Source organism: Paraburkholderia sp. J69-1, from assembly GCF_905220255.1.
Lineage (GTDB): Bacteria > Pseudomonadota > Gammaproteobacteria > Burkholderiales > Burkholderiaceae > Paraburkholderia.
The window spans coordinates 16,750-39,504 of sequence record NZ_CAJMZG010000017.1; the positions used below are offsets into that span (position 1 = coordinate 16,750).

Annotated in this window: 18 protein-coding genes and 1 other RNA gene; 8 read left to right on the forward strand and 11 right to left on the reverse strand. The window is 64.1% G+C overall.

Annotated features, from left to right (window positions below):
* Positions 1-134: 134 nt before the first annotated feature.
* From cmk to gyrA, 8 genes are all read right to left on the reverse strand, one after another.
* Positions 135-845, reverse strand: coding sequence for a (d)CMP kinase (gene cmk, locus U5A67_RS27120; RefSeq protein ID WP_205984276.1), 711 nt, complete (start codon positions 843-845; stop codon positions 135-137).
* A 28-nt stretch (positions 846-873) separates the two neighbouring features.
* On the reverse strand, positions 874-2,178 hold the full coding sequence (aroA, locus tag U5A67_RS27125; protein WP_321816812.1) for a 3-phosphoshikimate 1-carboxyvinyltransferase: 1,305 nt from the start codon (positions 2,176-2,178) through the stop codon (positions 874-876).
* A 58-nt stretch (positions 2,179-2,236) separates the two neighbouring features.
* Positions 2,237-3,193, reverse strand: a complete 957-nt coding sequence (locus tag U5A67_RS27130) for a prephenate dehydrogenase (RefSeq protein WP_321816811.1) — start codon at positions 3,191-3,193, stop codon at positions 2,237-2,239.
* 30 nt (positions 3,194-3,223) lie between these two features.
* Positions 3,224-4,336: a histidinol-phosphate transaminase gene (gene hisC, locus U5A67_RS27135; protein WP_321816810.1), complete on the reverse strand. Its 1,113-nt coding sequence runs from the start codon at positions 4,334-4,336 to the stop codon at positions 3,224-3,226.
* A 101-nt stretch (positions 4,337-4,437) separates the two neighbouring features.
* Complete coding sequence (gene pheA / locus U5A67_RS27140) at positions 4,438-5,520, reverse strand: prephenate dehydratase (RefSeq protein WP_205984280.1); 1,083 nt, start codon at positions 5,518-5,520, stop codon at positions 4,438-4,440.
* Between the two features lie 51 nt (positions 5,521-5,571).
* The gene (serC, locus tag U5A67_RS27145) at positions 5,572-6,654 is read right to left on the reverse strand and encodes a 3-phosphoserine/phosphohydroxythreonine transaminase (RefSeq protein WP_205984281.1); all 1,083 of its coding nucleotides are present in this window, start codon (positions 6,652-6,654) and stop codon (positions 5,572-5,574) included.
* A gap of 217 nt (positions 6,655-6,871) precedes the next feature.
* Positions 6,872-7,477, reverse strand: a complete 606-nt coding sequence (locus U5A67_RS27150) for a DUF2059 domain-containing protein (protein ID WP_205984316.1) — start codon at positions 7,475-7,477, stop codon at positions 6,872-6,874.
* Between the two features lie 310 nt (positions 7,478-7,787).
* A complete protein-coding gene (gene gyrA, locus U5A67_RS27155) occupies positions 7,788-10,394 on the reverse strand; it encodes a DNA gyrase subunit A (RefSeq protein WP_205984282.1) in 2,607 nt (868 codons plus the stop codon).
* A 693-nt stretch (positions 10,395-11,087) separates the two neighbouring features.
* Here gyrA and ompA point away from each other — a divergent pair.
* The 4 genes from ompA (at position 11,088) to ssrA (ending at position 13,881) form a co-directional block, all read left to right on the forward strand.
* A complete protein-coding gene (gene ompA, locus U5A67_RS27160; protein WP_205984283.1) occupies positions 11,088-11,732 on the forward strand; it encodes an outer membrane protein OmpA in 645 nt (214 codons plus the stop codon).
* A gap of 249 nt (positions 11,733-11,981) precedes the next feature.
* Positions 11,982-12,680 (forward strand): bifunctional 2-polyprenyl-6-hydroxyphenol methylase/3-demethylubiquinol 3-O-methyltransferase UbiG, encoded by a 699-nt coding sequence (gene ubiG / locus U5A67_RS27165; protein WP_205984284.1) that lies wholly within the window; start codon positions 11,982-11,984, stop codon positions 12,678-12,680.
* A 26-nt stretch (positions 12,681-12,706) separates the two neighbouring features.
* Complete coding sequence (gph, locus tag U5A67_RS27170) at positions 12,707-13,426, forward strand: phosphoglycolate phosphatase (RefSeq protein WP_205984285.1); 720 nt, start codon at positions 12,707-12,709, stop codon at positions 13,424-13,426.
* A gap of 85 nt (positions 13,427-13,511) precedes the next feature.
* Positions 13,512-13,881: a transfer-messenger RNA gene (gene ssrA, locus U5A67_RS27175) on the forward strand.
* A 149-nt stretch (positions 13,882-14,030) separates the two neighbouring features.
* Here ssrA and U5A67_RS27180 read toward each other — a convergent pair.
* Both U5A67_RS27180 and U5A67_RS27185 read right to left on the reverse strand, forming a co-directional pair.
* Positions 14,031-14,297 (reverse strand): hypothetical protein, encoded by a 267-nt coding sequence (locus U5A67_RS27180; RefSeq protein ID WP_205984286.1) that lies wholly within the window; start codon positions 14,295-14,297, stop codon positions 14,031-14,033.
* A gap of 131 nt (positions 14,298-14,428) precedes the next feature.
* Positions 14,429-15,514 (reverse strand): substrate-binding domain-containing protein, encoded by a 1,086-nt coding sequence (locus U5A67_RS27185; RefSeq protein ID WP_205984287.1) that lies wholly within the window; start codon positions 15,512-15,514, stop codon positions 14,429-14,431.
* Positions 15,515-15,645: 131 nt separating this feature from the next.
* On the opposite strand from U5A67_RS27185, the gene U5A67_RS27190 reads away from it, so the two are divergent.
* Genes U5A67_RS27190 through U5A67_RS27205 form a run of 4 tightly spaced genes read left to right on the forward strand, consistent with a single transcriptional unit; the run spans position 15,646 to position 20,942 of the window.
* Complete coding sequence (locus U5A67_RS27190; protein ID WP_321816809.1) at positions 15,646-16,176, forward strand: NAD(P)H-dependent oxidoreductase subunit E; 531 nt, start codon at positions 15,646-15,648, stop codon at positions 16,174-16,176.
* The gene (locus U5A67_RS27195) at positions 16,173-17,732 is read left to right on the forward strand and encodes a formate dehydrogenase beta subunit (RefSeq protein WP_321816808.1); all 1,560 of its coding nucleotides are present in this window, start codon (positions 16,173-16,175) and stop codon (positions 17,730-17,732) included. Before U5A67_RS27190 ends, U5A67_RS27195 begins: the two co-directional genes overlap by 4 nt.
* Positions 17,733-17,745: 13 nt before the next feature.
* Positions 17,746-20,688: a formate dehydrogenase subunit alpha gene (fdhF, locus tag U5A67_RS27200; protein ID WP_321816807.1), complete on the forward strand. Its 2,943-nt coding sequence runs from the start codon at positions 17,746-17,748 to the stop codon at positions 20,686-20,688.
* A 17-nt stretch (positions 20,689-20,705) separates the two neighbouring features.
* Complete coding sequence (locus tag U5A67_RS27205) at positions 20,706-20,942, forward strand: formate dehydrogenase subunit delta (RefSeq protein ID WP_205984291.1); 237 nt, start codon at positions 20,706-20,708, stop codon at positions 20,940-20,942.
* 25 nt (positions 20,943-20,967) lie between these two features.
* On the opposite strand, the gene U5A67_RS27210 is transcribed toward U5A67_RS27205, so the two are convergent.
* Positions 20,968-22,680 carry an FAD-dependent monooxygenase gene (locus U5A67_RS27210; protein WP_321816806.1) on the reverse strand — a complete coding sequence of 571 codons (1,713 nt, stop codon included), beginning with the start codon at positions 22,678-22,680 and terminating at the stop codon, positions 20,968-20,970.
* Positions 22,681-22,755 lie beyond the last annotated feature (75 nt).

Genomic DNA, 22,755 nt, shown 5'->3' on the forward strand with positions numbered 1-22,755 from the left:
TGAGGCCGGAGCGCTTACGCTCGTGGCACAGATGCAAAAGCCATACGGGGTTAAAGGGTTAAGACACGCCCTGCTTCCCAGCAGGGCACCACTACATTTACTGCAACTGCTTGACTGCGATTTCTACAGCATTCTTACTGCGACTTGCCGTGTGCTTCGACATGACGCACGGGCAAGGTCTGGTACCACTGCACGACCTGTTCGACCGCCTGGTCGATGGACAGCGCCGAGGTATCCAGAAGCTTCGCATCCGCTGCAGGCTTGAGCGGCGCGGCTGCGCGGTTACTGTCACGCGCGTCGCGCTCACGCAAATCCCGGAGCAAGTCATCCATATTAGCAGAAAATCCTTTTTGGATCAATTGCTTATGCCGGCGTGCCGCGCGGGCCTCCACACTGGCCGTCAGGAACACCTTCAGACCGGCATCCGGGAAGATCACCGTGCCCATGTCGCGGCCGTCGGCAACGAGGCCCGGCAGCTTGCGGAAGGCCCGCTGACGGGCCACCAGCGCGGCGCGCACGGACGGATGCGCGGCGATCATCGAGGCGCGGTTGCCCACTTCCTCGGCGCGGATATCGTTCGAAACGTCAACGCCGTCGAGCTGCGCGAGCCCTTCGCGGAACGTGATATGGAGATCGTCGATGAGCCTGGCAAGACCATCGGCGTCATCGGCGGCGATCGTGTAGCGGATGCTGGCGAGTGCCGCCAGGCGATACAACGCCCCGCTGTCGAGCAGGTGAAAGCCGAGATGCGCGGCGACCAGCGTGGCCACCGTGCCCTTGCCGGAGGCGGTCGGGCCGTCGATCGCGATGACGGGCGTCGGGTAAAAGGGACGGGTCGATTTCATTCGGCAACGATACTCGGCTACGAAAGATTCAGGGTTGTGCGAGCGCCAGGAAGCGCTCGAAATAATCGGGGAACGTCTTGCCGACGCACTTCGGGTCGTTGATGCGCACCGGCACGCCGCCCAGGCTCACGAGCGAGAAGCACATGGCCATGCGGTGATCGTCGTAAGTGTCGATCGCGGCATTCGGCGTGAGTTTCTCGGGCGGACGCACGATCAGATAGTCCGGGCCCTCTTCCACGTCTGTGCCCACCTTGCGCAATTCCGTCGCCATCGCGGCGATGCGGTCGGTTTCCTTGACGCGCCAGCTCGCGATATTGCGCAGCGTGGTCGCGCCGTCGGCGAACAAGGCGGCGACGGCAATCGTCATGGCCGCATCGGGAATCAGGTTGAAGTCCATGTCGATCGGGTCGAGCTTGCCGTGATCGTTGCCGATCCCGCGCACCTCGATCCAGTCGTCGGCCACCGTGACGTTCGCGCCCATGCGCATGAGCGCAGCCGCAAACGCGACGTCGCCCTGGATGCTCGAACGGCCCACGCCTTCCACGCGGATCGGACCACCGCCAATAGCGCCCGCGGCGAGGAAATACGACGCCGACGACGCATCGCCTTCCACCATGATCTTGCCCGGCGACTGGTAACGCACGCCGGCCGGCACTTCGAAACGATGCCAGCCGTGACGCTCGACCTTCACGCCGAAGCGCTCCATCAGCTTGATGGTGATTTCGATATACGGCTTGGAGATCAGTTCGCCATCGATTTCGACGACCGTCACGCCGCCTTCGGCGCGCACCAGCGGCAGCGTCATCAAGAGCGAGGTGAGGAACTGGCTCGACACGTCGCCGCGCACGCGCACCGGCGCGCTCACATCGATCTGCGCGGGACGGATGCGCAGCGGCGGAAAGCCTTCGTTCTCTTCGTAGTCGATCTTGGCGCCGATCTGGCGCAGACCGTCGACGAGATCGCCGATCGGGCGCTCGTGCATGCGCGGCACGCCATGAATCCGGTAGTCGCCGCCATTGACCGCGAGCGCCGCCGTGAGCGGGCGCACCGCCGTGCCGGCGTTACCGAGAAAGAGATCCGCGCGCACGGCCGTAAAGGCGCCGCGCGTGCCCTGCACGACGCAGGTGTCGTCTTCGCGCTTGAGCTTCACGCCGAGCTTTTCCAGCGCGTCGAGCATGACGCGCGTGTCGTCGGAGTCGAGCAGATTCGTGATCGTCGTTTCGCCTTCGGCGAGCGCGGCGAGCAGCAGCACGCGGTTCGAGATGCTCTTCGAGCCGGGCAGGCGGATCGTGCCGGACGCACGGGTGAACGGTCCGAGATCGAGGTGTTCCATGAGCGTGTCCTGATGGTGCGGCATGGCATCAAAGTGGCCCTGCCGCATGACTGATGCCTTACTTGTCGGGTCCTGCCTGCGAGGGTGCGCTGATTCCCCCCTGCACGGCATGCTTGCCGCCGCGCTCCTGCCACGCTTCGCGCGCCGCGCGCGAACGCGCGAACACGGTTTCCAGCGCCGCGCCGTCACCGGCGTCGATTGCCGTGCGCAGCTTCGCCAGCACTTCAGTGTAGGCGTCCAGCTCGGCCAGCAGCGCCGTGCGGTTCGCCAGGCACACGTCGCGCCACATTTCGGGGCTCGACGCGGCAATGCGCGTGAAATCGCGGAAACCTCCCGCCGCGAACGAAAATTTCAGTTCGGCGTCGGGCGTGGCGAGAATCTGGTCGACCAGCGCGAACGAGAGCACGTGCGGCAGATGGCTCACCGAAGCGAACACGCGGTCGTGCTGCTCGGCGCTCATCTGGCCGATCACGGCGCCGGTGGCGCGCCACATCTGCGCGATGCGCTCCACATCCGCGGGCGCGTTTTCCGGCAGCGGGCACAGTACGACGTTGCGGCCCACGTAGAGATCGGGCAGCGCGGCTTCCACGCCGCTCGACTCGCGGCCCGCAATCGGATGACCCGGCACGAACTGGCCGATGCGCTCGCCCAGCGCCGCGCGCGCGGCCGCGATCACATCGCTCTTGGTGCTGCCGGCATCGGTGACGATGGTCTGCGGCTGCAAATGCGGCTCGATGCGCTCCAGCAGCATCTGCGTCTGCGCGACGGGCGCGGCGATCAGCACGAGATCGGCGCCGTCGAGCGCCTTCGCCAGCGCGGCGTCGTCGTCGAACGTCGCGGTTGCGTCGACCACGCCCAGTTCCAGCGCGCGCGCCACGGAATGCGCACGACGCCCTACGCCGATCACCTCACTGCCCGGCACACATTGGCCGCGCTCGCGCAGCCCGCGCGCCAGCGATCCGCCGATCAGGCCGACGCCGAAAATCACCAGCTTCTTGAAAGAAAACGCGCTCACGCGATCACCAAAAGTAAAAAGTTTGCGCGCTCAAACCGGCGCGAGCGAACGCTCGAGCGCCGCGATGAACGCTGCGTTTTCGTCGGCGAGACCAATCGTCACGCGCAGCCACTGCGGCAAGCCATAGCCGCCGACCGGCCGCACGATCACGCCCTGCTTGAGCAGTTCGAGATTCACGCGGTCGCCCGCCGCATCGTCCTGCCCCACGCGCACCAGCACGAAGTTGCCGTCCGACGGCACGTATTCGAGACCCATGCGCTCGAACGCGGCCGTCAGCGTGCGATAGCCTTCGGCGTTCAGCGCTGCGCTCTTTTCCAGATACGCCGTATCGCCTAGCGCCGCCACGGCCGCAGCCTGCGCGAGCGTGTTCACATTGAACGGCTGGCGCAGACGGTTCAGCAGATCGGTCAGCGCCGGCTGCGCAATCGCAAACCCGATGCGCAGACCCGCGAGCCCGTAGGCCTTCGAGAACGTGCGCGACACCACCAGATTCGGATAACGCCGCACCCACTCGATCGAGTCGTAGCGCTTGTCGGCCGCGAGATATTCCGTGTACGCCTCGTCGAGCACCACGACCACGTGCGCCGGCACCCTGGCGATGAACGCTTCGAGCGCCGCACCGTCGATAAAAGTGCCCGTCGGGTTGTTCGGATTGGCGACGAACACCAGCCGCGTATCGTCGGCAATCGCCGCGAGCATCGCGTCGAGATCGTGACCGTACTGCACGGCGGGCGTCACCCGATGACGCGCGCCCAGACCCTGAGTCGCCAGCGCATACACCGCGAACGAATACTGCGAATAGACGATCGACTGACCGCGCTCCACGCACGCATGCGCGGCGATTTCGAGGATATCGTTGCTGCCGTTGCCGAGCGTGATCCATTCTGCCGGCACGTCGTAGCGCGCGGCCAGCGCGGCCTTCAGCTCGAACGCGTTCGAATCCGGATAGCGGCCCAGTTCGGCGGCCGCCTGCGCAATCGCGCGCTGCGCCGATTCGGGCACGCCAAGCGGATTCTCGTTCGACGCGAGCTTCACGATGCGCGCCTCGTCGAGACCGAATTCGCGCGCGACTTCGGAAATCGGCTTGCCGGCGACATACGGCGCGATCTCTCGGACATAGGACGGGCCGAATGGCGTGGTCATGCGGATCTCTCCAGAACCGGATTTAAGCGGGACTTGCGCCCGTGACGGGCCAACGCGCCTGCGCACGCAACGTGGCAGGCGTGCAAACCTCGGCACAAACGTCAGCGCGAACGCGGATACGAACCGAGAATCTTGAGGAACGCAGCCTTCTTGCCGAGTTCGTCGAGCGCTGCAGCGACCGCCGGGTCGTCGCGATGGCCTTCGAAATCGATATAGAAGTAGTACTCCCACGTGCCGACACGCGCCGGACGCGATTCGAAACGCGTCATCGAGACACCGTGGCGCGCGAGCGGTTCGAGCAGCTTGTAGACCGCGCCCGGCTCGTTCTTCACCGAGACGATCATCGACGTCTGATCGTGACCCGACACACCCGCCGGCTGCTTGCCGATCATCACGAAGCGCGTGCGGTTATGCGGATCGTCCTGGATCAGCGCGTTGGCGATCAAAAGGCCGTAGTGCGTAGCCGCACGCTCGCCCGCGATGGCCGCAACCGTCGGATCTTGCGAGGCGAGGCGCGCGGCTTCCGCATTGCTCGACACCGCCTGGCGCTCCAGATGCGGCGCGTTCGCCGTCAGCCAGTGCTGGCACTGCGCAAGCGCCTGCGGATGCGCGCACACGCGCGTCACACCGGCGAGCTTGCCGCTTTGCGTCATCAGGTTGTGCTGGATCGGCAAGGCGATTTCGCCGCCGATCACGAGCTGCGTCTGCAGGAGCAGATCGAGCGTGCGCGACACCGCGCCTTCCGCCGAATTCTCGACCGGCACGACGCCGAATTCGGAAGTGCCCGACTCGACCGCACGGAACACCTCGTCGATCGACGGGCACGGCAGACCTTCGATCGACTGACCGAAGTACGCGTACATCGCCTGTTCGCTATAGGTGCCGACCGGCCCGAGGAAGGCCGCCGTGATGGTCTTTTCGAGCGAGCGGCTCGCGGCCATGATCTCGCGCCAGATCGCGCTGATGTGATCGTTGCCGAGCGGGCCGTCGCTGAGATTCTGCAGGCGCTCGATCACCTGAAGCTCGCGCTCCGGGCGAAACACGGGCGCGTTGAAGTGCTTCTTGACCTCGCCCACTTCGAGCGCAACCGAAGCGCGCTGGTTCAGGAGCGCGATGAGCTGCGCGTCGATGGCGTCGATGCGCTCGCGCAACGGCTTGAGTTGTGAATTAAGTTCGTCGTCCATGCGTGAAACCGGCAATCTGAGAGGAAATATCGATAAGGCGTCAAGCGCGCTTCAAGCGTGCTTCGCCTCGAATTCCTTCATGTACTCGACCAGTGCCTGCACTGCTTCGAGCGGCACCGCGTTGTAAATCGACGCCCGCATGCCGCCGACGGACTTGTGGCCCTTCAGCTGCAGAAGCCCGCGCGCCTTCGCGCCGGCCAGGAAATCATCATTACGTGTTTCATCGGCGAGGAAGAACGGTACGTTCATCCGCGAGCGCGCGCGGCGCTCCACCTTGTTGATGTAGAAACCGCTCGTGTCGATCGTGTCGTAGAGCAGCTGCGCTTTTTCGATATTGCGCGCTTCGATGGCTTCGAGGCCACCCTGGCGCTTCAACCACTTGAACACGAGGCCCGCGATATAGATCGCGTAGGTGGGCGGCGTGTTGAACATGGAATTGTTGGCGGCGACCGTCTTCCATTCGAACGCCGACGGGCAGATCGGCATCGCGCGGTCGAGCAGATCCTCGCGCACGATCAGCACCGTCACCCCCGCCATGCCGATATTCTTCTGCGCGCCGCCGTAGAGCACGCCGTATTTGGCGATGTCCATCGGGCGCGACAGGATGTGCGACGAGGCATCAGCAACAAGCGGGATATCGCCGAGGTCGGGAATCTCGAAGGTTTCGACGCCGTCGATCGTCTCGTTCGTGCACAGATGCACGTAGGCGGGATCGTCGGAAAGCTGCCATTCGCCCTTCGGCGGCGAGTGCGTGAAACCGTCTTGCGTGCGGCCCGTCGCAGCGATATGCGAGGCGCCGTACTTGAGCGCTTCCTTCTGCGACTTCTGCGACCACGACCCGGTGATGACGAAATCCGCGCGCGGCTTCGAACCGAACAGGTTCATCGGCACGATGGCGTTTTCGCCGATGCCGCCGCCCTGCAGGAACAGGATCTGGTGGCTCGCGGGCACCTGCATCAGTTCGCGCAGATCGAGCAGCGCTTCGCTGTGAATCTGCATGAATTCAGGGCCGCGATGGCTCATTTCCATCACGCCCATGCCGCTGCCGTGCCAGTCGAGCATTTCGTCGGCAGCCTGACGGAGGACTTCTTCAGGCAGTGCAGCCGGTCCGGCGGAGAAGTTGAAAACGCGCATCGTTTGGAGATCCCGAGGCGGGCGCTGCGGCGGTGGAGGCCGGGACGCGCCGGAAAAAGAAAATGGCCGTCTGCGCTTATCGCGCAAACGGCCATTATCGCATTGTCGCCGGGAACCCGCCAACGCAGGGTTTCCGGGCAAGGCGGCTCGATCTGACCCGCGTTTACCGCGCGCTTAAACCGCTGCGGCGGCGAACGGGATCGTCGAAAGGCGGGATTTACTTGCCCGGCTTGACCGAAGCGACTTCCTTGTCAGCCTGGTCGCGCGTTGCCTTGATCGATTGCGGCATGTACTTCTGCATCAGGCCGTTGACCACATCGCGGCCAACCTGGTCTTGCACCTGAATGAACTTGCGGCCGGTCGGGCTGCGGTAGAACGACGTCAGGTCCTTGATTTCCTGGGTGCTGTAGTACTTTGCGTAAGCTTCGTACTGAGCTTCCATGGCGTCCTGCTTGAAGCCGTCCGTGTTGAAGACCTGGCCTGCGCCGTCAACCAGCTTCGGCACTGCGTTCTTCTGCAGCGTCGGGACAGCAGCTTGCTTCTGCTTGTCCGTCATCGTCTTGTTTTCCGACAGCGCGTCCGAGAGGATCGCCGGCACGAGCTGCTTGGCCTGCATCTGTGCGCTGTTGCCGATTGCGCCGACGAGCTTCTGCGCGTCGATCGCGTCCAGCAGGTCCTTGATCGCGGCTTGCTTGGCCGAATCGATCGGTGCTGCGGCTGCAGCCGGAGCCTGTGCGGGCGCCTGGGACTGGAGCGCCTGAGCCATGGCAAACGTCGGCACGAGAGCGGCCAGCAACATAACCTGCTTGAATCGTTTTTGCATCATTACTCCCTCTGTGAAATTAATCGAATTGCCTGCCCGGCGGACGCGGGGCGCGCCTGATTCAGGCCGGTCGCGGTCTGTTCCGCGACCCCTGCACCCGCTGCCCAATCCACCCGGCATTCATTCAGAACCTGTAGCGCCGTTCAGCACTTCTGTGCTGTCACGCCGCCACCGGCAAACCGATACCAACACTCAACAGCCACTTGATGCGGCCACCCGGACGCACACCGAAAGCACCCGAAGAAGCCCACCAGACGCCTGACACGACGCGGCCCGCTCGCGCGGGCCGTTCAGTCCTGCGGGCCTAGCCTTACTCCTCGCTTTCGCCCTCGCCTTCAGCGATGTCGCCGTCGGCGTCTTCCGCTTCGGCAACCTGCTGCAGACCCGAGAGCTTCGTGCCTTCGTCAAGGCTGATGAGTGTAACACCTTGCGTTGCACGGCCCATTTCGCGGATCTCCGAAACGCGCGTGCGAATCAGCACGCCCGTGGTCGTGATCAGCATGATCTGGGCTTCCGGGTCCACCAGCGTCGCCGCCACCACCTTGCCGTTGCGCTCCGACGTCTGGATCGCAATCATGCCCTTGGTGCCGCGGCCGTGACGCGTGTACTCGGTGATCGGCGTGCGCTTGCCGTAACCGTTTTCGGTTGCGGTCAGCACGGACTGCTGTTCGTCGCCGGCCACCAGCAGGGCAATGACCTGCTGGGTGTCGTCGAGCTGCATGCCGCGCACGCCGCGTGCCTCGCGGCCCATCGGGCGCACGTCGTTTTCGTCGAAGCGCACGGCCTTGCCTGCGTCCGAGAACAGCATGACGTCGTGCGCGCCGTCGGTGATGGCTGCGCCGATCAGGTAATCGCCGTCATCCAGACCGACCGCAATAATACCCTTGCGCAACGGGCGGCTGAAGGCTTCGAGCGGCGTCTTCTTGACCGTACCCAGAGCCGTCGCCATAAAGACGAACTTGTCGGCCGAGAATTCCTTCACCGGCAGCACCACCGTGATCTTCTCGCCGTCCTGCAGCGGGAACATGTTCACGATCGGACGGCCGCGCGAGTTGCGCGAACCTTGCGGAACCTCATAGACCTTGACCCAATACACGCGGCCACGGTTCGAGAAGCACAGGATGTGGTCGTGCGTATTGGCGATGAAGAGCGTGTCGATCCAGTCGTCGTCCTTCATCGAGGTCGCCTGCTTGCCGCGACCGCCGCGCTTTTGCGCGCGATATTCGGACAGCGGCTGCGACTTCACGTAACCGGCGTGCGACATGGTCACGACCATGTCCTGCGGCGTGATCAGGTCTTCGGTGTTCAGTTCCGTCGCGTTCAGCTCGATCTTCGAGCGGCGGGCGTCGCCGAATTCGCTCTTGATCGCGGTGAGTTCGTCGGAAATCATCACCGTGACGCGCTCGGGGCGCGACAGGATGTCCAGCAGGTCGGCGATCTGGGCCATGACTTCGCGGTACTCGCCGATGATCTTGTCCTGCTCCAGACCCGTCAGGCGTTGCAGACGCATTTGCAGGATTTCCTGCGCCTGCGTGTCGGACAGACGATAGAGACCGTCGCCCTGCATGCCGTACAGCGGGTTGAGGCCTTCCGGACGATAGGCATCGCGCCCGCCCGCCGTGGCGTTGTCCTGCTCGGCGCGCGTGAGCATCTCGCGCACCAGCGACGAATCCCACGGACGGTTCATCAACTCCTGCTTCGCGATCGGCGGCGTAGGCGCTGCCTTGATGATGGCGATGAATTCGTCGATGTTCGCCAGCGCAACGGCCAGGCCTTCCAGCACGTGACCGCGTTCGCGCGCCTTGCGCAGCTCGTACACCGTGCGGCGCGTGAGCACTTCACGACGGTGCGACAGGAAATGGTAGAGCATTTCCTTCAGGTTCAGCAGCTTCGGCTGGTTATCCACCAGCGCGACCATGTTCATGCCGAACGTGTCCTGCAGCTGCGTCGCCTTGTAAAGGTTGTTGAGAATGACCTCGGGCACTTCGCCGCGCTTGAGCTCGATCACGACACGCATGCCGCTCTTGTCGGACTCGTCGCGGATGTCGGAAATACCTTCGAGCTTCTTCTCGTTGACCAGTTCGGCGATGCGCTCGAGCAGCGAACGCTTGTTCACCTGATACGGCAGTTCGTCGACGATGATCGCCATGCGCTGGCCGCGATCGATCTCTTCGAAGTGCGTGGCGGCGCGCATCACCACGCGGCCGCGGCCGGTGCGATAGCCATCGCGCACGCCCGCGACGCCATAAATAATGCCGGCGGTCGGGAAATCGGGTGCGGGAATGATCTCGATCAACTCGTCGATCGTGGCCTGGGGATTTTTCAGCAGGTGCTGGCAGGCGTCGACAACTTCGTTGAGATTGTGCGGCGGAATATTCGTGGCCATGCCGACCGCGATACCCGACGAGCCGTTGATCAGCAGGTTCGGAATGCGCGCGGGCAGGATCAGCGGCTCGCTTTCGCTGCCGTCGTAGTTCGGCCCGAAGTCGACCGTTTCCTTGTCGATGTCGGCCAGCAGTTCGTGACCGATCTTCGCCATGCGGATTTCGGTGTAACGCATGGCCGCGGCGTTGTCGCCGTCGATCGAACCGAAGTTGCCCTGGCCGTCGACCAGCATGTAGCGCAGCGAGAAGTTCTGCGCCATACGCACGATGGTGTCGTACACCGCCGTGTCGCCGTGCGGGTGGTATTTACCGATCACGTCGCCGACGATACGCGCCGACTTCTTATAGGCGCGATTCCAGTCGTTGTTCAACTCGTGCATCGCGTACAGCACGCGACGGTGCACGGGCTTGAGGCCGTCGCGCACATCCGGAAGTGCCCGCCCGACGATCACGCTCATCGCGTAATCGAGATACGAGCGGCGCATTTCCTCCTCGAGGGAGATAGGCAGAGTCTCTTTGGCGAATTGATCCATTATCGATGTCGTTGTCAGGCACGCGCGGTGCTACCGGCAAAAGCCGCCGGAAGCCGCGCAACGCACCCTGCTGTCGCATGGACGCCGCAGACGCAGCGCAATCTTCCGATTCTATCATGCGCGGCACCCCCGCCCGCCGTCCGGGCACGATGTACGTATACCTATTAGAGGGGTGAGTCCGAACGGCTCAGAAAGGCTCAAACGACCAGGCGCGGATTGACCCGTGGATCGACCCGCCGATTAATCTGCGGATTGCGCTATGAGTTCGCAAAGCAATTAAGGAAATCCCGCCTGGATGCGAGGCATAAAAGTCCTATGCGAGTCATATAGGAGTCATCTGCGCGCGACAGAAACGCAGGCATTTACGTCCTGCATATGACAATGCGCAGCACTTGATCGATGATGGCTTGCGCCCGCCCAGGTACCAGGCAGACTACCAGGCAATCGAGCGGGAACTTTTTGTTGCGGACCTACCACATTCGCCAGGGCCCAAAAGTAAGGGGCGGATTTTTTTTATCGTCGGAAGGGAACGATATGGCAAAATGCGAACGCACAAAGAGTTAGACACCGCTCGAAGTCTACACAAGACGTGCCCCACAACGCGCCAATGTTATACTTCGAGCAATGTATGACTTGTCTTCGTCATATGGCTCGCAGTAAACCTGCGGTAATCTCAATTTCGAGAGGAGAAATATGAATAAACTTTCAAAGCTCGCGTTCATTGCAGCTACCGCAGTAGTCGCTGCAACCGCACAGGCACAATCGGTGCCGGCGTCGCGACAAGCCGTCAATGACAACTGGGTGAATGGTACCGGCGAATACGTGTGGATGAACGGCACGAACGAGCTTTGCTGGCGCGATGCATTCTGGACGCCGGCCACGGCCAACGCAAAGTGCGATGGCGCGCTGGTCGCCCAGGCACCGACGCCGCCGGTCGCTCCGGTTGCTCCGGCTATCACGAGCCAGAAGATCACGTATCAAGCTGACGCCCTGTTCGACTTCGACAAGGCTGTCCTGAAGCCGGCTGGCAAGGAAAAGCTGGACGATCTGGCAAGCAAGATCCAGGCTCTGAACCTCGAAGTCGTCGTTGCGACCGGCTACACGGACCGCATCGGCTCGGCTGCCTACAACGACCGTCTGTCGCTGCGCCGTGCGCAGGCAGTCAAGTCGTACCTGGTCAGCAAGGGCGTTCCGGCAGAGCGTATCTACACGGAAGGCAAGGGCAAACGCAACCCGGTTACGACTGGTTGCAACCAGAAGAACCGCAAGCAGCTGATCTCGTGCCTCGCACCGGATCGCCGCGTGGAAGTCGAAGTCGTCGGCACGCAAAAGCAGTAATCTGCGAGCTGCGACAGCACGACTCAAAACCCCGCTCCGGCGGGGTTTTTTTATTGCGCGATCGGTCTGGATCGCACGCCGATCTGCCGCTATCCGCCCTCACCTGCACGTCATCGTCCGGGCATGGCGTCTGCTGACAAGACCCGCAAAGCGGCACGCGCTATGCCGCCCTGTTTTGCCGTCAAAGGCGCTCGCCTTTATACTCTGGGCTTGTTCCACCCTCGCTTGCGCGCTTCAGGCCAATCCGACATGACGAATGCCGATCCCCACGAACTGCAGAAATTCAGCGATCTCGCTCATCGCTGGTGGGACCCGAACGCGGAGTTCAAGCCGCTGCACGAGCTGAATCCCATTCGTCTCGGCTGGATCGACAGCCACGCGCATCTTGGCGGCAAGCGCGTGCTCGATATCGGTTGCGGCGGCGGCATCCTGTCGGAATCGATGGCGGGACTCGGCGCCAACGTGAAAGGCATCGACCTGTCCAGCGAAGCGCTGGGCGTAGCCGACCTGCATAGCCTCGAAAGCGGCATCACGCTGGAATACGAAGAGATCGCCGCCGAAGCGATCGCGGCACGAGAGCCGGGCTCGTTCGACGTCGTCACCTGCATGGAAATGCTCGAGCACGTGCCCGAGCCGCTGAGCGTGGTGAAAGCGTGCGCAACGCTCGTGAAGCCGGGCGGCTGGGTGTTCTTCTCCACGCTCAACCGCAATGTGAAGTCCTATCTGCTGGCCGTGATCGGCGCGGAATACATCGCGCAGATGCTGCCCAAGGGCACGCACGACTACGAGCGTTTCATCCGTCCTTCGGAACTGGCCAGCTTTGCGCGTCAGGCCGGTCTGACGACGGCCGAGATCAAGGGCATCACGTACAACCCGCTCACGCGTCGCTTCGCGCTGTCGAACGATTCGAGCGTCAACTATATGATCGCCTGCCGGCGCGAAGCCTGAACCGGCGCCCGCACTTCATCTCCGACATGACCCAGAACACGCCTGACACCCCGTCCGTGGACGGCACGGCGCTGCGCGCCTGCGACGCCGTCCTGTTCGACTTCGACGGCACGCTCGCCGATACGGCGCCCGACCTCGCCGCCGCCGTCAACCAGATGCGCCACGCGCGCGGCCTTGCGCCCGCGCCCTACGAGAAGCTGCGCCCGCTCGCCTCCGCGGGTGCGCGGGGCCTGATCGGCGGCGCCTTCGGCATCGGCCCGGACGACCGCGAGTTCGCAGCGATGCGCGAGGAATTCCTCGCCAACTACGCGGCGAATCTGCGCGTGGAAACGGCGCTGTTCGCCGGCATCGACGCCGTGCTCGACGATCTCGATGCGCGCGGCGTGCGCTGGGGCATCGTGACCAACAAGGTCGCGCGCCTGACCGATCCGCTCGTTAAGCTCATGCACCTCGATACGCGCGCGGCCTGCGTCGTCAGCGGCGATACGACGCCGTATTCGAAGCCGCACCCCGCCCCGCTGCTGCACGCGGCGCAGGCGCTCGGCATCGAGCCCACCCGCGTGGTCTATGTGGGCGACGACCTGCGCGACATCCAGGCGGGCCAGGCGGCCGGCATGGCGACCATCGCCGCCGCCTACGGTTACTGCGGCAACGTGGAGCCGCCTGCGCAGTGGAACGCCGACTTCGTCGCCGATACGGCCGAAGCCCTGTTCGCGCAGCTCCAGTTCGTGGGCCAGCGCGGCTGAGCGCCGATTGCGCGTGCACCGCGCCGCTTGAAAAGGGCACGGTTCGCCTCATCTGCCGAACTATGGGATAATCGTTCCTTCCTCTGGGGCCGACCTGGTTTCGACAGGGGTTATGAAGTAGGCAGGGCATGCCGAGGACCCGTCACCTCGTTAATCAATGGGAAAAACGTAACTGCAAACGACGAAACGTTCGCACTGGCAGCCTAAGGGCCGCCGTCCTCTGCCTGGCTCACTGACGGGCTAGTGTCGCAAGACCGGTAGCAATACCGCCAGAGGTCATATACGTCAGTTAAGCTCTGTCGGCGTCACGACGCCAGAGTCGAAAACCTAGTGAATCGCCGTAGCGCAGCGTGTTCGTCCGCGTCGCTCCGGTTAAATCAAATGACAGAACTACGCATGTAGAACTGTTTATGGACTGCTTCTGGACGCGGGTTCGATTCCCGCCGGCTCCACCAGAATTTGTTGCAGCAATATAAAAAACTCGCGAAAGCTTTTAAAGCTTCGCGAGTTTTTTGTTTTTGCACTGCAATAAATCTGCCATAAATAAAAAGCGGCGCAAACGCACCGCCTTTCATTTCAAAACAATTTGTAAATCCCGCAACAATTAATTATCTTGCGGGCATTGCAGATTACAGCCATTCGGATCGCCGAGATCGCCCTTCTTGCGCATTGACGATGCCTTACCGTGCTGATATTTAGCGGACGGCGCGGACGCGGCGAATTGCATCTGCGGATGTTCCTGAAGACGGAATTCGTCGGTCAGGATGCCGCCCGGCACGCCGGGCGAGTTCTGCGCGAAAGCGACGTTGACGGTGGCAAACAGCGCGCCTGCGGTTGCAGCAGCTGCACAAACATTCAGCAAAAATTTCATGGTCGATCGGCGCGGACTGCGCGCATCTGGAACGGGGGAGCTTATACCGGTCGAAAGTATCACAAAAAGCGGCGGGTTCTGCAGCGTAGGCTTACGGAGATATTGCTCCGCGTTACAACCGCCACCGCACCTTAAGCCGCGAACACCTGCCCCGACCAGCCCTCGCCCAGCGGCACCACCGTGCCGCACTCGCCCGGGTCGTAGCCTTCCAGCCGCGCCACCGCCTCGCGAAACGGCGCGCCGCGCAGCAGTTCGAGCACGGCAGCCAGCGGCTCGCGTTCGAGCTGGGCGCGATCGCAGGCGAAGTAATAGTCCTCGTCGACGATGGGGATGAAGTCGAGGCCGAAGTGATGCGCCGCCGGCTCCACGCCGAAGCCCACATCGGCCATGCCGCTGGCCACGAAGGCCGCGATCGCCGAATGCGTGAGTTCGGACGACGCATAGCCGTTCACGCGATCCGGATCGACGCCGATACGCGTGAGCAGCAGATCGATCAGCAGTCGCGTGCCCGAGCCCGGTTGCCGGTTGACGAAGCGGATGTCACCGCGCGCGAGATCGGCGAGACCCGTCACCTGACGCGGGTTGCCACGCCCGACAAACAAGCCCTGCTTGCGCCGCGTCAGATGCACCAGCACGTGACGCTGCGGATCGAGCCAGTTGCGATAGGCGTCGGCGCAGGCGGCGCGGAAATCGCCGCGCGGCAGATGGAAGCCCGCCAGATCGCATTCGCCACGCGCCAGCGCCGTGATGGCGTCGGCGCTATCGCGGTATTTGATTTCCACCGGCACCTGATCGCCAACCAGCGCCGTCACCAGCGCCGCCACCGCATAGCCATGCGAAGCGTGGATGCGCAGATCCTGCACGTCGGGCGCCAGCCAGCGATTGAGGTCGCTCGCCACTTCGCTGGCGAGCGCCTGGAGATTGCCATGCAGACGCTCGGTGCACAGCCGCTGCGAGCGCAGCACCGCCTCGCCCAGTTCCGAAAGCACCGAACCGCGCCCGCGCGCCTTGGCGATCAGCGCGCCGCCCAGGCGCTCTTCGACATCGCGCAACAACCCCCACGCATGGCGATAGGACAAACCCTTACGCTGCGCGGCCTGCGCGATGCTGCCTTCTTCCGCGACGAGGGCGAGTAGCGGCACAACGTCCGTCAGGCTTGCCTCGCGGCCATCCGCGTCGCGCACGACCAGTTGCGCCTGGCAATCGACCTTGATCATTATGAAGTCTTCCTTCCTATTGCAACGGCCATTCTACGGGCCTATTGTTCGTCCATACAACAAGACAACCCCAGCATAGATGCACACTTTATGAATAACAAGTGCATATATGCCCCTGGAGGAGCCTCACAATGGACGAGACAAATCCGCAATCGGCCACGCCGATAGCGGCTTCGGCTGATGCCCTCGTGCAGCGCCACGCGCTGCCGGGCCGCACCCTGCTGGCGATCCTGCACGCCATTCAGGACGAACTCGGTTACGTGCCGCCCGACACGGTCAGGCCGCTCGGTAAAGCGTTGAATCTCTCGCGCGCCGAAGTGCACGGCGTCCTCACCTACTACCACCATTTCCGCACCGCGCCGCCCGCGCCGGTCGTCGTCCAGCTTTGTCGCGCCGAGGCGTGCCGCAGCATGGGCAGCGAAGCGCTCGCGCAGCATGCCGAAGCGCATACGGGATGCCACTTCGGCGCGCACTCGCATGACGAGCAGGCTTCGGGCGAAAGCGTCGCGCTGGAATCGGTCTATTGCCTCGGCCAGTGCGCGCTGTCGCCCGCCATGATGATTAACGGCACGCTGCACGCAAAAGTGACCCCGCAGAAGTTCGACAGGCTGCTGGCGAAGGCCGTCGCGGCTTCCACCGCCCGCACCGAGGAGGCCGCATGACGCGCATCTACGTTCCTCGCGATTCGTCCGCGCTGGCTTTGGGCGCCGATGAAGTCGCCGCCGCGATCCAGCGCGAAGCCGCCGCACGCGGCATCGACATCGAACTCGTGCGCAACGGTTCGCGCGGCCTGCTCTATCTCGAACCGCTCGTCGAAGTCGAGACGCCGGACGGCCGTGTCGGCTACGCGAATGTCGATGAAGGCGATGTCGGCGCGCTGTTCGACAGCGACTTCGTGCGCGGCGGCCAGCACGCCAGCGGCGTCGGTCTCGTCGAGCAGATTCCGTATCTGAGCCGCCAGCAGCGCCTGACCTTCGCGCGCATCGGCATTACCGATCCGCTGTCGACCGACGACTACGTCGCGCACGGCGGCCTCGAAGGTTTGCGCAATGCGCTGCAGACCACCAGCGCCCAGGCCTGCGACGCCCTGATCGAATCGGGTCTGCGCGGACGCGGCGGCGCGGCCTTCCCGGCCGGCATCAAGTGGCGCACGGTCGCGCAGGCGCAGGCCGATCAGAAGTACATCGTCTGCAACGCCGACGAAGGCGATTCGGGCACGTTCTCCGATCGTCTCGTGATGGAAAGCGATCCCTACGTGCTGATCGAAGGCATGACGATCGCGGGCATCACGGTGGGCGCGACGGTCGGCCATATCTATGTGCGCAGCGAGTATCCGCATTCGATCGCCACGCTCGAGGAAGCCATCCAGCGTGCGCGCGCCGCGGGCTGGCTCGGCGACGATGTGCTCGGCAGCGGCAAGCGCTTCGATCTGTTCGTCGCCAAGGGCGCGGGCGCGTATGTGTGCGGCGAAGAAACCGCGCTGCTCGAATCGCTCGAAGGCAAACGCGGCATCGTGCGCGCCAAGCCGCCGCTGCCCGCGCTGGCCGGTCTCTACGGCAAGCCCACGGTCATCAACAACGTCATCACGCTCGCCACGGTGCCGATCATCTTTGCGAAGGGCGCGGCGTTCTACAAGGATTTCGGCATGGGCCGCTCGCGCGGCACGCTGCCGTTCCAGCTTGCCGGCAATATCGCGCGCGGCGGTCTGGTCGAACTCGCTTTCGGCGTGACGCTGCGCGAACTGATGGTCGATTACGGCGGCGGCACCGCCAGTGGCCGTCCTGCGCGCGCCGTGCAGGTGGGCGGCCCGCTCGGCACCTATCTGCCCGAAAGCCAGTGGGACATTCCGATGGACTACGAAGCGTATGCGGCCGTCGGCGCGGTCGTGGGCCACGGCGGCATCGTGGTGCACGACGACAGCTCGAATCTCGCCGAACTCGCGCAATACGCGATGGCGTTCTGCACGCTCGAATCCTGCGGCAAGTGCACGCCGTGCCGCATCGGCTCGACGCGCGGCGTCGAAGTGATTGCGAAGATCCGCCAAGGCGACACCTCCGAAAAGCAGGTCACGCTGCTGCGCGATCTGTGCGACACGATGGTGTCCGGCTCGCTGTGCGCGATGGGCGGCATGACGCCCTTCCCGGTGCTCTCCGCGCTCGATCATTTCCCTGAAGATTTCGGTCTCGAACCCGCTGTACAACCGGCCACCGCAGCCTGAACAAGGAACCAGCATGTCCGACACGCTCTCCCAAGCCGGTGGTTGCGGTTCCGGCAATTGCGCCTGCAAATCGGCGGCGATGAACAAGGCCAATGCCCGCTCGCCATTCGACGACACCGATTACGGCACGCCGCTGCGCCACGCCGATATCGACGTCACGCTCGAAATCGACGGCCAGCCGGTCACGGTGCCGGCGGGCACGTCCGTGATGCGCGCCTCGATCGAAGCGGGCATCAACGTGCCCAAGCTCTGCGCGACCGATTCGCTGGAACCGTTCGGCTCGTGCCGTCTGTGTCTGGTCGAAATCGAAGGCCGGCGCGGCTATCCGGCTTCGTGCACGACGCCCGTCGAAGCGGGCATGAAGGTGCGCACGCAAACCGACCGTCTGCACAAGCTGCGCCGCAACGTGATGGAGCTGTACATCTCCGATCACCCGCTCGACTGTCTCACCTGCCCCGCCAACGGCGACTGCGAACTGCAGGACATGGCCGGCGTGACGGGCCTGCGCGAAGTGCGCTACGGCTTCGATGGCGCGAATCACCTCAAGGATCAGAAGGACGAATCGAACCCGTACTTCACCTACGATCCGTCGAAGTGCATCGTCTGCAATCGCTGCGTGCGCGCCTGCGAAGAAACGCAAGGCACCTTCGCGCTGACGATTGCCGCGCGCGGCTTCGAATCGCGCGTCGCCGCGGGCGCGAGCGAGCCGTTCATGGAATCGGAATGCGTTTCGTGCGGCGCGTGCGTGGCCGCCTGCCCCACCGCGACCTTGCAGGAAAAGAGCGTCGTGATGCTCGGCCAGGCCGAACATTCGGTCGTGACGACCTGCGCGTATTGCGGCGTCGGCTGCTCGTTCAAGGCCGAGATGAAGGGCAATCAGGTCGTGCGCATGGTGCCGCACAAGAACGGTCAGGCGAACGAAGGTCACGCCTGCGTGAAGGGCCGTTTCGCATGGGGTTATGCCACGCACAAGGACCGCATCAAGAAGCCGATGATCCGCGCGAAGATCACCGATCCGTGGCGCGAAGTCAGCTGGGAAGAAGCGATCAACTACGCGGCCAGCGAATTCCGCCGCATCCAGGCGAAGCACGGGCGCGATTCGATCGGCGGGATTACGTCGTCGCGCTGCACGAACGAGGAAACCTATCTCGTGCAGAAGCTCGTGCGCGCCGCCTTCGGCAATAACAATGTCGATACCTGCGCGCGCGTGTGCCATTCGCCCACCGGTTACGGCCTCAAGACCACGCTAGGCGAATCGGCCGGCACGCAGACGTTCGCCTCCGTCGATTATTCCGACGTGATCATGGTGATCGGCGCGAATCCGACCGACGGGCATCCGGTGTTCGGCTCGCGCCTGAAGCGCCGCGTGCGTCAGGGCGCGAAGCTGATCGTCGTCGATCCGCGCCGTATCGATATCGTCGATACCGCGCACGTGAAGGCCGAGCATCATCTGCAACTGCGCCCCGGCACCAACGTGGCGATGGTCAACTCGCTCGCGCACGTGATCGTCACCGAAGGTCTGGTCAACGAAGCGTTCGTGGCCGAGCGCTGCGAGACGCGCGCGTTCGAGCAATGGCGCGATTTCGTCGCGCTGCCGGAGAACTCGCCGGAAGCGATGGAAGCGCTCACGGGCGTGCCTGCCGATCAGGTGCGCGCGGCCGCGCGGCTCTACGCGCGCCAGGGCAACTCGGCGATCTACTACGGCCTGGGCGTGACGGAACACGCGCAAGGCTCGACGATGGTGATGGGCATCGCCAATCTCGCCATGGCCACGGGCAACATCGGCCGCGAAGGCGTGGGCGTGAATCCGCTGCGCGGCCAGAACAACGTGCAGGGTTCGTGCGATATGGGTTCGTTCCCGCACGAGCTGCCGGGCTATCGCCATGTGGGCGATGCGAATGTGCGCGCGCTGTTCGAAGATGCCTGGAACGTCGCGCTGCAAAGCGAGCCGGGGCTGCGCATTCCGAACATGTTCGAAGCGGCGCTCGACGGTACCTTCATGGGCCTCTACTGCCAGGGCGAGGACATCGTCCAGTCCGATCCGAACACGCAACATGTGGCGGCGGCGCTGTCGTCGATGGAATGTATTGTCGTGCAGGATATTTTCCTGAACGAGACGGCGAAGTACGCGCATGTGCTGCTGCCGGGTTCGTCGTTCCTCGAAAAAGATGGCACCTTCACCAATGCCGAACGCCGCATTTCGCGCGTCCGCAAGGTGATGCCGCCGATCGCCGGTTACGCCGACTGGGAAGCGACGATCCTGCTCGCCCGCGCGCTCGGCTACGAGATGGACTACACGCATCCGTCGCAGATCATGGACGAGATCGCGCGTCTCACGCCCACTTTCCACGGCGTCTCGTACAAGCGGCTCGACGAAATGGGCAGCATCCAGTGGCCGTGCAACGAGCAGGCGCCCGACGGCACGCCGATCATGCATATCGACGGCTTCGTGCGCGGCAAGGGCAAGTTCGTCATCACGAAGTTCATCGCCTCGCCGGAGAAGGTCACGCGCCGCTTCCCGCTGCTGCTCACGACCGGGCGCATCCTGTCGCAGTACAACGTGGGTGCGCAGACGCGGCGCACCGAGAACTCGCGCTGGCACGAGGAGGATCGTCTGGAGGTGCATCCCGTCGATGCCGAGGATCGCGGCATTCGCGACGGCGACTGGGTGGGCATCGAATCGCGTGCGGGGCATACGGTGCTGCGCGCGAAGGTGAGCACGCGCATGCAGCCGGGCGTGGTCTACACGACCTTCCACTTCCCCGAATCGGGCGCGAACGTCATCACCACGGATGCCTCCGACTGGGCCACCAATTGCCCCGAGTACAAGGTGACCGCCGTGCAGGTGAGCCACGTGCAGCAGCCGTCGGAATGGCAACGCGAGTACTCGCGTTTCAACGAGACGCAGCTCGAGTTGCATCGCTCGCGCGAACTGCTGACCACTAACGGCAAATAAATCTGGGAAGACACGCGATGAAAAGCGATCACCTGATCGAAATGGCCAACCAGATCGGCATGTTCTTCGACTCGCTGCCCGATCGCGAGGAGGCGCTCACGGGCATTGCCGAACATATCCGCAAGTTCTGGGAGCCGCGCATGCGGCGCACGCTGCTGGCCGCGCTCGATGCCACGCATGAAAGCGACAGCTTTACCGCGATCGTGCGTGACGCGCTCGTGCAGCATCGCGAGGCGCTCACGCCCGCCACCTAGGAGGTGACAGGCGGACGCCGCGCGATCACTGCGCGGAAGGTTTAGGCGATGGCGTCGGCGCGAACCATGTTTCGCAATGGCGCAGCAGCCCGTGCAGATCCGAGCCCGTGCGCCCGCGCGCGCAGATATAGCCGTCGGGCCGCACGAGATAGAACGCGGGGCGCGTGCGGCCGTAGGCGTCGCCGAGCGTCGGTGCGCCTTCGCCCGCGAGCGGCACATCGCCCTCTTCCAGTTCCGCCAGCCACCAGACCCGCACCGCCTGCGGCATCGCACGCTCGATGGCTTCGGCGAAATGACGCAATGCCTCGGCGCCACTTCCGGCCGCGGGGCTCGCTTCGCCCGCATGCTCCGCGACATCGGCGGCGCGCACCGTTTCTTCGTCCACCAGCAGAAAGAGCGAAAAGCTCGCCGGGTCATGCAGATCGAAAATGCGGCCCTTGCCCGGCGCCTTGCCAAGCGGCCCGTCGATCACGCGCACGCAGGCATCGGGCGCACGCTCGCCTGCGCGCGGCCCGCCATCGAGCACGCGTTCGAGCGTGAGCGGACTACGCCGGTATTGAATCGACAATTCGCTCACCGCCTGGCGCGCCGCGTCGCGCAGCGGCCCGAGCGCGACCAGCGCCGGCATCACGCGTTCGCGCAGCAGCTTGAGCGGGCCGTGATCGGCTTCGACCAGCTGTGTCATGAAGCTGGTCTGGCGCAGCACGATGCGCTCGATCGGCGAACGTTCGGCGTGGTAGGTATCGAGTAGCCGTTCGGGCGCGCCGGCCAGCACGCGCGCGAGTTTCCAGCCCAGATTGAACGCTTCCTGAATGCCCGTGTTCATGCCCTGCGCGCCCGCCGGGCTATGCACATGCGCGGCGTCGCCTGCGAAGAACACGCGCTCCATGCGCAGAAAACGCACCATGCGGCTGTTGATGCGGAAGTACGAGCCCCAGGTCATATCGGCGATCGAGACCGGATGATGCACGCGGCGCTCGACCACCGAGCGGCATTCTTCGAGCGTCGGCACCGGCATCGCGCCTTCGGGCGCGGCGGGCAGCATGGTCTTGTGATCGGCGATCAGGCGATAGCGGCCGTGGCCGTACGGAAACAGCGCGGCCAGACCGTCGCCCGAGGCGAACACGTGGAATTCGTCGTCGGACCAGGGCGTGCTCGCTTCGATATCGGCGAGCAGGAAAGACTGCGCGAGCGTCTCGCCGTCGAACTGCATGCCAAGGTGATGGCGCACCGTGCTGTGCGCGCCGTCCGCCGCGATCAGCCAGGCGCAACGCAGCGCTTCCTGGCGGCCATCGGCGCGGCGCACATCGGCGCTGATACCTGCAGCGCCCTGATGCAGTTCCAGCAGTTCGCAGCCGCGCTCGACCTCGACGCCGAAGCTCGCCAGTTGCGCGGCGAGAATGCGTTCGGTTTCGCTCTGATCGAGAAACAGCAGATACGGATAGCGCGTGAACAGCGGGTCGAAGTCCAGTCGCGCGCGGCGCTGGCCGTTCGAATAGAGATTGGCGACGTGCGCGCGATGACCGCGCGCGAGAAACGGCTCGACGATGCGATGCTGCTCGAACAGTTCGAGCGTGCGCGCCTGGATGCCGATAGCGCGCGATTGACGTCCGGGTTCGCGCGTGCGATCGATCAGACGGACCGGAATGCGCGCGCGGGCGAGGCTCAGGGCAGCGGCGAGACCGGTCGGTCCCGCACCGACGATAAGCACGGACGGCTGGGAGAAAACCTCGGTCATGCAGACCTCCATACGGTCGACATGAAGCGTAGTGTACGCCCGCTCTTGGCGTGGCCGCGCGCGGGCCGGCGCGGC

What these genes read in the sequence shown, in the direction of transcription:
- cmk (WP_205984276.1), bottom strand. Translation starts at nt 845, where the DNA reads ATGAAATCGACCCGTCCCTTTTACCCGACGCCCGTCATCGCGATCGAC.
- aroA (WP_321816812.1), bottom strand. Translation starts at nt 2,178, where the DNA reads ATGGAACACCTCGATCTCGGACCGTTCACCCGTGCGTCCGGCACGATC.
- hisC (WP_321816810.1), bottom strand. Translation starts at nt 4,336, where the DNA reads ATGACCACGCCATTCGGCCCGTCCTATGTCCGAGAGATCGCGCCGTAT.
- pheA (WP_205984280.1), bottom strand. Translation starts at nt 5,520, where the DNA reads ATGGACGACGAACTTAATTCACAACTCAAGCCGTTGCGCGAGCGCATC.
- serC (WP_205984281.1), bottom strand. Translation starts at nt 6,654, where the DNA reads ATGCGCGTTTTCAACTTCTCCGCCGGACCGGCTGCACTGCCTGAAGAA.
- U5A67_RS27150 (WP_205984316.1), bottom strand. Translation starts at nt 7,477, where the DNA reads ATGCAAAAACGATTCAAGCAGGTTATGTTGCTGGCCGCTCTCGTGCCG.
- gyrA (WP_205984282.1), bottom strand. Translation starts at nt 10,394, where the DNA reads ATGGATCAATTCGCCAAAGAGACTCTGCCTATCTCCCTCGAGGAGGAA.
- ompA (WP_205984283.1), top strand. Translation starts at nt 11,088, where the DNA reads ATGAATAAACTTTCAAAGCTCGCGTTCATTGCAGCTACCGCAGTAGTC.
- ubiG (WP_205984284.1), top strand. Translation starts at nt 11,982, where the DNA reads ATGACGAATGCCGATCCCCACGAACTGCAGAAATTCAGCGATCTCGCT.
- gph (WP_205984285.1), top strand. Translation starts at nt 12,707, where the DNA reads ATGACCCAGAACACGCCTGACACCCCGTCCGTGGACGGCACGGCGCTG.
- U5A67_RS27180 (WP_205984286.1), bottom strand. Translation starts at nt 14,297, where the DNA reads ATGAAATTTTTGCTGAATGTTTGTGCAGCTGCTGCAACCGCAGGCGCG.
- U5A67_RS27185 (WP_205984287.1), bottom strand. Translation starts at nt 15,514, where the DNA reads ATGATCAAGGTCGATTGCCAGGCGCAACTGGTCGTGCGCGACGCGGAT.
- U5A67_RS27190 (WP_321816809.1), top strand. Translation starts at nt 15,646, where the DNA reads ATGGACGAGACAAATCCGCAATCGGCCACGCCGATAGCGGCTTCGGCT.
- U5A67_RS27195 (WP_321816808.1), top strand. Translation starts at nt 16,173, where the DNA reads ATGACGCGCATCTACGTTCCTCGCGATTCGTCCGCGCTGGCTTTGGGC.
- fdhF (WP_321816807.1), top strand. Translation starts at nt 17,746, where the DNA reads ATGTCCGACACGCTCTCCCAAGCCGGTGGTTGCGGTTCCGGCAATTGC.
- U5A67_RS27205 (WP_205984291.1), top strand. Translation starts at nt 20,706, where the DNA reads ATGAAAAGCGATCACCTGATCGAAATGGCCAACCAGATCGGCATGTTC.
- U5A67_RS27210 (WP_321816806.1), bottom strand. Translation starts at nt 22,680, where the DNA reads ATGACCGAGGTTTTCTCCCAGCCGTCCGTGCTTATCGTCGGTGCGGGA.